The organism is Draconibacterium sp. IB214405 (genome assembly GCF_033963885.1).
GTDB lineage: Bacteria > Bacteroidota > Bacteroidia > Bacteroidales > Prolixibacteraceae > Draconibacterium.
In genome coordinates this window covers 194,745-207,821 of the sequence record NZ_JAXBMA010000005.1, presented here as the reverse complement: position 1 = coordinate 207,821, position 13,077 = coordinate 194,745, and the positions used below count along the sequence as shown (strand labels likewise).

Annotated in this window: 7 protein-coding genes; all 7 read left to right on the top strand. The window is 39.5% G+C overall.

What is annotated here, in order from left to right; all coding sequences use genetic code 11:
- The first annotated feature begins 102 nt into the window (after nucleotides 1-102).
- On the top strand, nucleotides 103-3,372 hold the full coding sequence (locus SLH46_RS18330) for a TonB-dependent receptor (RefSeq protein ID WP_320282671.1): 3,270 nt from the start codon (nucleotides 103-105) through the stop codon (nucleotides 3,370-3,372).
- A 72-nt stretch (nucleotides 3,373-3,444) separates the two neighbouring features.
- A complete protein-coding gene (locus tag SLH46_RS18325; RefSeq protein ID WP_320282670.1) occupies nucleotides 3,445-4,995 on the top strand; it encodes a RagB/SusD family nutrient uptake outer membrane protein in 1,551 nt (516 codons plus the stop codon).
- A 58-nt stretch (nucleotides 4,996-5,053) separates the two neighbouring features.
- Entirely contained in the window at nucleotides 5,054-6,325 is a 1,272-nt protein-coding gene (locus tag SLH46_RS18320) for a hypothetical protein (protein ID WP_320282669.1), read from the top strand.
- Between the two features lie 33 nt (nucleotides 6,326-6,358).
- Nucleotides 6,359-6,730 (top strand): hypothetical protein, encoded by a 372-nt coding sequence (locus SLH46_RS18315; RefSeq protein WP_320282668.1) that lies wholly within the window; start codon nucleotides 6,359-6,361, stop codon nucleotides 6,728-6,730.
- A gap of 156 nt (nucleotides 6,731-6,886) precedes the next feature.
- On the top strand, nucleotides 6,887-9,220 hold the full coding sequence (locus SLH46_RS18310; RefSeq protein WP_320282667.1) for a beta-glucosidase: 2,334 nt from the start codon (nucleotides 6,887-6,889) through the stop codon (nucleotides 9,218-9,220).
- A 16-nt stretch (nucleotides 9,221-9,236) separates the two neighbouring features.
- A complete protein-coding gene (locus SLH46_RS18305; RefSeq protein ID WP_320282666.1) occupies nucleotides 9,237-10,820 on the top strand; it encodes a GH39 family glycosyl hydrolase in 1,584 nt (527 codons plus the stop codon).
- A gap of 88 nt (nucleotides 10,821-10,908) precedes the next feature.
- Entirely contained in the window at nucleotides 10,909-13,011 is a 2,103-nt protein-coding gene (locus SLH46_RS18300; RefSeq protein ID WP_320282665.1) for a hypothetical protein, read from the top strand.
- Nucleotides 13,012-13,077 lie beyond the last annotated feature (66 nt).

Genomic DNA, 13,077 nt, shown 5'->3' with positions numbered 1-13,077 from the left:
ACTTGGAAAATTATGCGATTAAGTGCTTTTTTTCTTTTCCTCTTTCTCTCCCAGGTTTGGGCGGGAACAGGATACTCACAACAGTCAAAACTTACCTTAAAAATGGACAATGTTAGGGTAATTGATGTACTGGACGAAATTGAAAACAACAGTGAATTTTATTTTTTGGTTAACCAGAAACTTGTGGATCTGGAGCGGAAAGTAAATGTAAATGTCGAAGATTTATCCATCGATAACATCTTAGATGATTTATTCGAAGGAACTGATGTTACTCACCAGGTGAACGACCGGCTAATTATTCTAACAAACGCAAAATCAGAGACGAATGCGGGGACGGTTTTACAACAACAAAGATCAATCTCTGGAAGCGTCACTGACCAGTCAGGGGAACCGCTCCCGGGAGTTACGGTTATAATTAAAGGCACGGCTAACGGAACGGTAACTAATTTCAACGGCGAATATTCATTAGATGATATTCCCGCAGGTGCCACCTTGCAATTTTCATTTGTTGGAATGAAATCAAAGGAAATATTAGTTGAAGACCAGAGTGTAATCAATATAGTTTTAGAACAGGAAACGGTAGGTATTGAGGAAGTTGTCGCTATTGGCTATGGTACCCAAAAGAAAAGTAATGTAACAGGAGCAATTGCTTCGGTGAAAGCCGAAGCGTTAGAGAATCGCTCAACAGGAGATGTTGGACGTGCAATACAAGGTAAAGTTGCCGGTGTTCAAATTATGGCTCTGAGTGGCGCTCCGGGATCAGGTACAAGTTTCCGAATCAGGGGATATTCCAGTAATGGTTTATCGGACCCACTTTTTATTGTTGATGGATTAAAAGTCGATAATATTGATTTTCTCGATCCTGAAAATATTGCATCGATTGAAATTTTAAAAGATGCTGCATCGGGAGCAATTTATGGTACTGAGGCAGGAAACGGGGTTGTGCTAATCACAACCAAAAAAGGTCAAAAAGGAAAGAGTCGGGTTTTCTACAATACACAGTATGGTGTTCAGTCGATGACCAATAAGGTTGATATGATGGATGCCCAGGAGTTTAAACAGTTTTGGTCGGATGCCGGTGTTGCTGACGGTGCTTTTCAAAGTGCTAACACCGATTGGCAGGAAGAAGTATTTGAAAACGGTGAAACTCAAAGCCACATTTTAGGTTTTGAGGGAGGTAACGACCGAGGATTATTTTTTGCGTCGGTAAAATACAGTAAAAACGACGGAATGGTTGTTGGCAACAAGGATGTCAACAAACGTTATATCGGTCAGCTCAACGCTTCCTACGAAATTAGTGATTGGTTAAAGGTTGGAACAACTAATTCGATCGATCACAGCACTACTACATCAATATCTCAAAATGCCTATAACTCAGTTAATAGTGTTATAGGTAGTGCTTATTTTTTCGATCCTACTGTACCAACGTTTTATGGCAATGATGCGGACGCCCCAACAGAAAACGGTTACAACTTACTTCAAGCAGAAGCTGAAGGTTACAACGTACTTCGAAATGATCAGAATCAACTTTACGGTACTTCCCGTTTTATAATCGAACCACAGAACCCTTTGGGGATGATACATAATTCCGATAATTTGAGACGTAATTCATCGATTGGCGGAACGCTTTACGCAGAACTAAAACCTTTCGAAAATTTCTCCTTTACTTCAAGGTTGGGTTATGGTATTGGATCTACTCATAATAAAACATACAGGGAGCCTTATTGGTGGAGTGCAACTAAATACCTTATCAATCCGGCGCTCTCTGAAAGTATGTATCAATCAATTTACTACCAATGGGAGAACTTTGCGAATTACAGCTTTACAAGAGGTAATAGCGAATTTACAGCTATGGCCGGTATGCAGTATACGCAGAATCTTATGGAATACATGTCGGCAAGTACTGACGAGTTAATTAGTACACTGCCGAATTTCCATAATTTGAACAGTTCGTTTACCGATGCAAACGATGGTATTGGTGGAAGTTCTGATAAAACCAGCAATATCTCCTATTTTGGACGACTTGGCTGGAATTATGCTGACAAATATATGGTTCAGGCAAATTTCCGTGCTGATGCCTATGATGCTTCAAGGCTTTCAAAATCTAACCGATGGGGATATTTTCCTTCAGTGTCTACCGGATGGGTTGTGTCGAATGAAAATTTTATGCAGGAAATGAATCAGGATATTTTTTCCTATTTCAAAATTCGAGGATCATGGGGTATAAATGGTAACGTTAACTCATTGAGTAATTACAGGTACACAACCTATGTGACATTGGCAAGTGATTATTATAATTTTAATAATTCGCTTATTGCCGGATCTGCTCCATCAGATGTTCTTCCTAATGAGGGTTTAACATGGGAAGAATCGGAACAGTTCGATATTGGTGCTGATGTTCGTTTCTTTAATGACCGGTTGTCTTTTTCATTCGATTATTACAATAAAACAACTACAAACCTGCTTACTGAGATGACTGCACCTGCAGTTTCAGGAACTTCAAGCCAGTGGGTTAACCTTGGTAAAATTGAAAACTCGGGATTAGAATTTGATCTGGAATGGAAAGATAGAATAGGTGATTTTAGCTATGGAATACAAGCTAATATCTCCACACTTCATAATGAAGTTTTGGAAAGCCCTTATGAAGAAGGTCGTTACCCTGGTGGTGGTGGATTCTTTACTGAGGCTACCTATTTTGAAGTTGGTTACCCGATATGGTATCTAAGAACCAATATTATAGACCACATCGATTATTTAACCGGTCAACCAGTTTATAAAACTAGTGAGGAACTTGGAACAGATGATGGAAAAGATTATGTGGGGTCCAGTATTCCTGATTATACCTATGGAATTACTTTGACAGCAGATTATAAAAACTTTGATTTGAAAGTATTTGGTTCGGGAGTTGAAGGATCAGAACTGTTTTGGGCTATTGCCAGGTTAGATCAACCCAAAGGTAATTTACCAACAGCTATTACCAACGATCATTGGTCAATGGATAATATTGACGGAGTACATCCGTCTCCAAGCATATGGAATAATACTACCAGCTTATATTATTACGGATCATCTGATGATTTCGTATTTGATTCATCATATTTTAAGATAAAACAAATACAGTTGGGATATACATTTCCAACACGTATGATTTCCAAAATAAAAATGTCTTCATTAAGAGCTTATGTCTCACTGGATAATTTCTTCACGTTTACGAAATATCCTGGTAATGATCCTGAAGTAATGTCAGGGCTCTCAAAAGGAGATGAACCAAGAAGTTCGAACGGTATGTCTCAAGGTGGAGGAATGGGAGTTGACAGGGTGCGCTATCCTGCAATGAAACAAGTATTATTTGGTCTTAATGTATCATTCTAATTTTAAGGTATTACAACAATGAGAAAATTCAAAATAATAATAGCACTACTGGTTACCGGGTTTTTATTTACCATGTGTAACGAGGATCTTTTAGATATTGAACAGCAGAGCGTCGCTAACTTAGACAGTTATTATGCAAATGCAACAGACGCTGATGCAGAATCGCTTATCGCATTTGTTTATGCGGAAGTGTACAATGTAACCGGATATTTCTGGGTGAACTTACTAAACTCACTGTCTGATGATTCACCAGCAACAGGAGGTCTTTATTCCAATATTAACGTTACCTCTTCAAATCATAGAGGCAATCAATATTTCACAAATTTCTACAATATCAATTATCTCTGTAACCTGATAATTGAAAAGCTTGAACCTACTTCAGAAGTAAAAGAACAGATTATTGGTGAAGCTTATTTTTGGAGGGCTTATGCATACACAAATCTAATTAGGTTATGGGGTAATCCTCCACTTGTTGATCACGTTCTGGCAACAGAAGAATTAACACCAACAAACGGAACCACTGAAGAACTTTGGAATTATGTAGAGACAAGTTTACAAGAGGCAATTACAAGGCTTCCTGAAAAATCAGGATTAGGTGGTCAACAGGAAATTGGTGGACGAGTAACCCTGCATTCTGCTTATGCCCTGTTAGGTAAAGCACAGTTACTAAGAGGAGATTATACCAGTGCCATAGCAAGCCTTGAGAAAGTTATAAACTCAGGTAAATATGACCTGATTGATGATTTTACTGAATTGTATCACATGCCTGCAGATTTTTGTGATGAATATATGTGGGAGTGGAATGTGGACGACAATTCTACTGCGAGCACTTATATGAATGAAGGAGACTTCAGGTTTATGAGATTTACCTGGAATACTGCAAATGTTACTGTTCCGGGAGGTATAACAGAGCAAGGAGTAAGCGGAGCAGATCTAAATAAGGACTTCTATGACTTTATGGTTGACCGGGGAGAGAAAGGAAAACCCCGTTACTATGGAACCATTTGGGATTACGAAGATATACTACAAAGATTTGTTGATCTTGGTTTAGCCACTGATACAGAAGAGGCAGTATCTAAATTCTGGAAAACGGATGCATCTATGATTAACTGTCAAGGGTATTTTAGAAGCAAAGTTCTTGCCTGGGCCGACGAAGTAGTTCCTGATTCAAGAGAAGCCGGACTACCTTATACCTACACCAATTGGCCGGGAATGAGATATGCAGAAGTACTTTTACTCTATTCAGAGGCATGTGTTCAATCAGGAACAAAAGTTTCGGAGGGACTGGTCGCATTAAATAAAGTTCGTGTTCGTGCCGGCCTAAGTGAGTTAGGATCTTTCGACCTTCAGGATGTTAAGGATGAAAAGAGAGCGGAACTTGCTTTTGAAGGAGAACGCTATCTTGATCTTATTCGTTGGGGAGACGCATCAACAGTACTGGAGAACCGCGGTGTTACAAGCTATACCTTCTATGGGTATGTTCAGTCTTCAACCGAATACGACGTTGTTGAAGAGGCCTTTGCCGGAGCATCAGGTTTCCAAACAGGGCGGGATGAATTATTCCCTTACCCATATTCAGAAACCCTTCTTAATCCAAACCTGATCCAAAATAATGGATGGTAGATTAGGACAGATGTTAAACAATTAGAGTATAAAGTTTTAACAAATCAAAATGAACGTAATGAAAGAACTTAAAATAATATTAGCTGTTTTAATAATCTTTTCATCAGCCTGTGTTTTCACATCATGTAGTGAAGACGATGAAGTAATTATTAAGGCTACCCTTGAATTAGAGCAAGGTGATGTGAGTGTTCCATATACGGAAGGAAGCTTTACAATAGGCGTTGCTGCAAATGGTGAATATAATGTGACTGTTGATGAGACCGGAACAGATTGGTTGTCTTATGAAATAGTTGATGGAGGAGATTCCTTAAAGGTGTCTTTTGTACAAAACGATAGTACTCTTGTGAGAACTAGCCGTTTGATTATCATAAATGATGATGTGATGCGATTTTTGAATGTTGATCAGGAAGGTTTCCCAACAACAAGTATCACTACAGTCGATTTAAATTATACGGTAACTACTGGTGGTGGATATACCATTCTCAGCGTTCCGGACGAAGATTGCGACCAGATTCCTATTGGATCAACCGTAGTCTTTGAATGTGGCGATGCAGGATCAATATCATTCCTTGATGCAACCTACACAGAATATGCAGGAGGCATACCAGTGAATGGAATGTTTAGCTTCGTATGGACCCAGGAAATTGCAAATATAACAGCGGGATCAGGAATCACCACAGGTATTCTTCGAGATGGATTTGAGGTTACGGGAGCGTACGCCATGTTTTCGAAAACCAGTCTTGAGTATACAATTACCGAAGGAGGAGGTTATACAATTTTCTCTGTTACAGCTGAAGAATGTGAGAAAATACCAGTAGGAGCAACACTTAATTTCTCATGTCCGAGCGATAATGGATCTATTTCGCTTCTTGATGCCACATACGCTGAATATGCAGGAGGAAGCCCGGTTAATGGTAAATTCAGTTTTGGCTGGACAAATGCGATTGCTGCCACTACAGCAGAAAGTGGAATAACTACAGGAGTTATTCGCGATGGATTTGATGTATCATCTTTATTCTTCATCGACATGAATACTGAACTTGAGTATTCAATAAATGAAGGTGGAGGTTATACCATTTTTTCGGTATCGCTTGAAGAATGCGCTAAAATTCCTATCGGAGCAACAGTAGTTCTCGAATGTCCAAGTGATGCTGGTACTATTTCATTACTCGATGCAACTTATACCGAATATGCAGGAGGAAGCCCGGTAAACGGAGAGTTTAGCTTTGTTTGGACGAAAGAAATAGCTGCTATAACTGCTACTTCTGGAATCACAACAGGAATACTTCGCGATGGCTTTGATGTAAGCAGCATGCGTTGCCACAACTAAGGATAAGTTTTGTATCAAAAAAAATTAAAGACAATGAAAAAAATATTAGTAATAATCACGAGCCTTATTTTGTTGTTATCCTTTAATCTTTCCTATGGACAGGATGATGCCGATTATTTTGTTGGCAATTGGGATGTTGTAGTTAAAGGTACGCCTAGCGGCGATGCAAAAATGAAAATGCATCTGGAACGTGCTGAAGGGAAGTTAACAGGCAATATCAAACCTGAAGGTGTTGATGCTGTAGAAATCAGCAAAGTGAATGAAGAGGAAAATAAGATCACTGTGTACTACAGCGCAGCTGGATATGACCTTTATATGTCTTTTGAAAAGAAAGATCCGAATAATTGTGAAGGTAGTTTGATAAATATGTTCGATGCGAAAGGAGAGCGCATCGAGGAAGAATAATGTATCTCTTTGATATAAGGGTGGCTATGATGCCACCCTTATTTTAATTCCATAATAATCAGATAAACAATTTTAGAATTTAGAATAATTCTTTGCAAGCAGTCTTAATCCTAATCAGGAGCTAATCAGAAGGCTGTTCAATCTTACACAACAGAAATGAAACGATTTAAAATAATAATATTTGGTCTTTGTTTGCTTACATGTAATGTGATACCACTCGCAAACGTGTACGGACAAGATACGTCAGACCTCCCTCAGTTAGGAAAAGCATCAATCGAGGAAGTAATAGTTGCTATGACGCTTGAAGAGAAAGCTGCGCTAGTGGTTGGTACTGGGTTGAAGATGGGGGAGAAAGAAAACAACATGGGATTTCAGATTCCGAATCAACCTATTCCCGGTAGTTTAGCAGATCAAACAAAAGTACATGTTTCAGGAGCAGTGGGAAGAACCCTGGAAATTCCACGTCTTGGAGTAACAACCATTGAAATGGTGGATGGACCCGCCGGACCTAGTTTTGGCTCTCGAACAACTGCATATCCTATTGCAACTAATCTGTCTTCAACATGGGATGTAGATCTTGTGTACGAGGTTGGAAAATGCATGGGTAATGAGGTGTCAGAATATGGACTTGATTTATTGCTGGCACCTGGTATGAACATTCATCGGAATCCGTTGGGTGGTCGTAATTTTGAGTATTACTCAGAAGATCCGTTGCTCTCGGGTAAAATGGGCGCTGCCGTTGTTAACGGAATCCAATCGCAAGGTGTGGGAACTTCTGTAAAGCACTTTGTTGCAAATAATCAGGAAACTAACCGGATAGCTGTTGATGCTCTAATTAGTGAACGTGCCCTTCGTGAAATTTACCTGAAAGGCTTCAAGATTGCGGTTAAAGAATCTGATCCATGGACACTGATGGCTTCATATAACTCCGTGAACGGTGCCACAGCAACAGGAAATTATGATTTACTAACGACCATTGCCAGAGATGATTGGGGATATGAAGGAATCATCATGTCGGATTGGGATACCGGCAAAGATCCGGTAGAACAAATGAAGGCAGGATTGAGCCTGATCATGCCCGGGCCATATCAGGATACGGTGATTATTCAAGCTGTTAAAAGCGGAAAATTGAGCGAAGAAGTACTGGATAAAAATATCGCATGGATTTTGAAAAACACCATGAGGTCACCAAAATTCAAAGGATATGAATATTCCGGCAAACCTGATCTCGAGAATAATGCTGAAATAGCAAGAAAGGCCGGAGCAGAAGGTATGGTTTTGCTGAAAAATGAAAACAAGGCCCTTCCAATTAAAGATAAAAATCAAAAGATCGCCTTATTTGGAAACGGATCCTATGTTACCAATGTAGGAGGATCGGGAAGTGGATTCGTAATGCATGCCGGTCCAACTGTAAATATTATTGATGGCCTGATCAGTGGAGGACAATCAATCGAAGAAACATCGAAACAGGTTTATACTGATTACATCAAAGAAAATACGCCCAAACAAAATATGATGCGGGCTATCAGGGGCTACATAAAAAGAGCTGTGGAGATGCCTGTGAATGAGGATTTGGCAAAAGAAATTTCTGAAAAAGCAGATATTGCAGTTATTACAATTCGTAGAAATTCAGGTGAAACAGCAGATAGAAAAATTGAAGATGATATTAACCTGACTGATACTGAAAGGAGCAATATTGAAAACATTACTAATGCTTTTCATGCCTTGGGTAAAAAGGTGGTAGTTGTACTGAATATTGGTGGTGTGATTGAAACAGCCAGCTGGAAAAGTATACCAGATGCTATTTTGATTGCCTGGCAACCCGGTCAGGAAGCCGGAGATGCAGTGGCTGATGTAATAACAGGTAATATTAATCCATCAGGCAAACTACCAATGTCATTCCCGGTTAAATACGAAGATGTTTCTTCAGCAAAAAACTTCCCGGGAACACCAGCCGAAAAACCTGAGCAGGTTATTTACGAAGAAGGTATATATGTGGGGTATCGTTATTTCAATTCGTTTAATGTTGAAACGTCTTATCCTTTTGGCTATGGATTGAGTTATACTGGATTTAATTACAGTAACTTAAAACTAAGTTCTAAAACTTTCAAAAATCAAATTGAAGCGAGTATTCAAATAACCAATACCGGAGATGTGGCCGGAAAAGAAGTTGTGCAATTATACATTACTGCCCCTGAAAAGAAACTGGATAAGCCATCTGAAGAATTGAAGGGTTTTGCAAAAACCAAATTATTACAACCTGGCGAATCACAAACAATATCTTTTAAAATCGATGCAGAAAAACTGGCCTCGTTCTATTCTAACAAGTCCTCATGGATAGCAGATGAGGGTGAATATACTGTGAAAATCGGTGCATCGTGCGAGGAAATAAAACTTTCACAAAAATTCAATCTGAAAGATGATATTCTGATTGAGAAGGTGAGCAAAGCACTGGCTCCCAAAGAAACTTTTAACGAATTAAAAAAATAACAAGAAAAACTGGAACATGAAAAACCTAAAATTATTAATAGTTCTACTGGCTGTATTGACTATTTCAAGTTGTACAAATGCGCAGGAACAAAAGCAAGAGCAAAAACAGGGACAACCTGCAATATCGGATGAAGTTAAGCAATACCTGAAGCAACAGGGAATTGACATAAGTAAGCCCGTAGGACCTATGATTTCAACCAGCGTGGCTGAAGCTGAAATAAATGTGGATTGTGCAGAAACGTTAGGTGATTTTTTACATGTTGAGCGCTATAATAATTTCGAAAGCAGCATGGAATTTGTCGATAACAGAGATGCTGATATTGAATTTTTCAACGAGAGCGGTTTGCACGGTAAAGTTTATCGTGTTTGGTTCATTGGAAACAGCTATTATGATGAAAGTACTGATGAGGTAGATCTTAGTACTATTTCTGATTATTTAGCTGATGCCAGCAAAATCTCAGATTATGTATTGGTTAATTGCAGCCATCTTGGAGTTGTGAGAGGATGGGATGTTAATGATGATGTAAAGGTTGAGCGTCTTTCAAAAATTCTAAAAGAGCTAAAAACAAACTTCCCGAAAATAAAATACATTGAAGCAACCAATGAGCCTGATTATGCCAATGAAGGTGTAACTCCAGACAATTACTACAATTATTACAAGATTTATTATCGGGCAGTAAATAAGGTTAATGCTGAATTAAATCCTGAAATTCCATTATTGGTTGGAGGCCCTTCAGTTTCGCAATTCTCGATGGTATGGTTACGACCATTCCTGGATGCCTATGTTGCGGATGCTTCACCTGATAAGCGACTTGATTTTATATCATACCACGGATACTATAAAAAACCCGAAAATGAATATATTTTATTTAAGGATAATCCATCGTTGGTAAAAGATCAGCGTACCCAGCTTAACAGCGAACTTGCAAGTAGAGAAATAAGCACTGATATTCCCGTATTTATTACTGAAATGGGAATTTATCCGGGACCTGCGTTTGACGATTTTGTTACAATGAAAAATGATCATTTACGACAGGCTGCAGGTATGGCTTCATTGTTTTATTGGTACCTGACTACGGCTGATAATACCTATCCTTTTAACTGGGTAATGCGTCACCGTATGGAAGGAAGAAAAGATCAGTTGGTTACACGGGATGAATATGCTCAACCTTTTGTGCAAACAAATAAATTCACTCCGTATGGAAACATGATGATCATGTTGTCGAAAATGAAAGATGAGAAGATTGCTTCTGTTGTTAGTACTGAAATAAAAGAAGGGAAAGGATTGTATTCACTTGCCACAAAAGACGAGTCGGGTATTTCAATTATGCTTTGGAATTTTCAAAGTAGAAATACCGAAGGATATGACGCCAATTTAAAGGTGGATAATTTACCTGCCGGATTAAACGGAAAAAATGTGAAGGTAAAACTTTACAAAATTGATGCTGAACACAGTAACTATCATGCCGACCTGGAGAATTGTAATCTTCAATTGGTAGAAGAAAAAACAGTGAAAGTTGATGCTGTTTTTCAATCGGCATTGCATTTTGAACCTAATACTTTGCAGCTTATTGTTTTGGAACCCGCAGAAACAAACTAAAACATTTGCTATCAGAAGCGAGTACAACATAACTGATGAAAGGCATTTCAATAAATTGAAATTCGAGTAAGCAGGAAAAATTAAAAATATGAGGCCTAAAATTCTTACGATTACTATCTTATGCATTGTAGCGCTTATAAGCATTCAATGTAAAAGGGATACCGGACAAAATCCAATTGACCGTTATTCCCTGGTTACCCGGCACAATATTGAATGGAACGACCTGACTGGGCAAATTCCGCTTGGTAATGGTGAGTTTTGCTTTAATGCAGATGGAACAGGCCTTCAAACTTTTGGAGGAAATACTATGTCGCATTGGGGCTGGCATTCATTTCCACTTCCTGAGGATGTAACATCGGAACAGATTCCTGCAACCGGTACCTTTCAGCAAGGGCGAAATGCAGGACCGGATATTTTTCCAGAAGACAAGGATAATATTCGTCAGTACATGTTTGATAATCCTCATATTTTCAACCTTGGCAGAATTAGTTTTGCATTCGCAAATGGAGTGGAACTGACTCCGGATGACGTAGAAGGTTTGTCACGATCACTTGATCTGTGGACCGGGATATTAAGTTCATCATTTATTATAAATGATCAGCCGGTTCATGTGGCCACTTGTGTCAATCCTAATTCAGATATGGTTTCTGTACAAATTGAATCACCACTTTTGGAAACCGGAGAACTTGTTGTTGCCATCGACTTCCCATATCCTAACTTAGAACGTTACAAACCCTGGGTTGGCGATTTTGAGCAAACCGATAAGCATAAAACAATTCTTCTAGATGGTAATGATCAACGTGCTGATTTTCGTCGAGAAGTTGATTTGGTAACCTACTTTACGTCTTTGATATGGAGTAAAGGAGCTGAGTTAAAACCTATTTCCGAGAATAATGCGCATGCATGGCAACTTGCAACAGAAGGAGTGAACTCGCTTGAGTTTACATGTGCCTATTCGAAATCATCAGACAAGGAAGAGGTTCCTGATTTTGTGCAAACGTCAACAGCTTGTAAGTTACATTGGCCGGAATTTTGGCAAAGTGGCGGAGCTATCGATCTTTCAGAAAGTACCGATCCAAGATGGAAAGAACTTGAACGAAGAATTGTATTGTCTCAATATCAAACTGCGGTACAGTCGGCCGGAAGTTTTCCTCCTGCCGAAGGAGGACTTATGGGAATCGGCCCATGGAAGGGACAATTTCATATGGAAATGATCTGGTGGCATACTGCACATTTTGCTTTATGGGATCGTTGGGAGTTGGCAGATAGTGCTCTAACAATCTATAAACGATTTACTCCCTCTGCACGTGCACTTGCTGAGCAGTTGGATTACGAAGGACTTAAATGGCAGAAATCAGCAAGTCCCGGTGGACGTACGGCTCCGTGGTTAGGAAATCAGGTTTTGTTATGGAAGCAACCTCACCCAATCTTTTTTGCAGAGTTGGATTATCGTTTACATCCAACGCAAAATACACTTGAAAAATGGGCGGATATAATTGATGGAACAGCCACACATATGGCTGATTATCCGGTAAAAGATGAAAGTGGAATTTATCATTTAGATCCGGTAATGCCGCCAAGTGAACAGGGAATTACAAAGGATGCTGTATTTGATTTGGCCTACTGGACCTGGGGATTGAATCAGGCCCAGGTGTGGCGTGAACGAATGGATTTGGAACGCGTTCCGCATTGGGACGAAATTATTAATAACATGGCTTCTTTGCCAGTTGATAGTGGCGTTTATGTGCACTCAGCAGAATGGAAAGATACTTATACAACAAGAGCCTGGGAACACCCTGATCCGATTGGAGTTTTGGGAATGCTTCCTAATCAAAGTAACGTAGATCCGGAAATAGCTCATCGTACACTCCTTAAAGTATGGGATGCATGGCAATGGGAACGATGCTGGGGGTGGGATTTCCCATGGACAGCAATGGCAGCGGCACGTTTAGGGGAACCGAATCTGGCCATAGATGCTTTGTTGAAAGATGCAGGGACTAAGAATTATTATGACGAACGAGGTGTATGTACCGGTGGCCCGTGTCCTTATTTGCCCGGGAATGGAGGATTGTTGTATGCCGTTGCAATGATGTCAGCAGGATGGGACGGTGCTCCTGATAAACATGCTCCGGGATTTCCTGATGATGGTTCATGGACAGTAAAATGGGAAGGACTTAAGCCGGCACTTTAAAGAAGACATACTAACAGAGTAGAGGGCGGTATACTACTCCGAACTTTGAATAAAATTTAAATCAAA

Coding starts and splice junctions, on each gene's coding strand:
- SLH46_RS18325 (WP_320282670.1), top strand. CDS start 3,445: ATGTGTAACGAGGATCTTTTAGATATTGAACAGCAGAGCGTCGCTAAC.
- SLH46_RS18310 (WP_320282667.1), top strand. CDS start 6,887: ATGAAACGATTTAAAATAATAATATTTGGTCTTTGTTTGCTTACATGT.
- SLH46_RS18315 (WP_320282668.1), top strand. CDS start 6,359: ATGAAAAAAATATTAGTAATAATCACGAGCCTTATTTTGTTGTTATCC.
- SLH46_RS18330 (WP_320282671.1), top strand. CDS start 103: ATGGACAATGTTAGGGTAATTGATGTACTGGACGAAATTGAAAACAAC.
- SLH46_RS18320 (WP_320282669.1), top strand. CDS start 5,054: ATGAAAGAACTTAAAATAATATTAGCTGTTTTAATAATCTTTTCATCA.
- SLH46_RS18305 (WP_320282666.1), top strand. CDS start 9,237: ATGAAAAACCTAAAATTATTAATAGTTCTACTGGCTGTATTGACTATT.
- SLH46_RS18300 (WP_320282665.1), top strand. CDS start 10,909: ATGAGGCCTAAAATTCTTACGATTACTATCTTATGCATTGTAGCGCTT.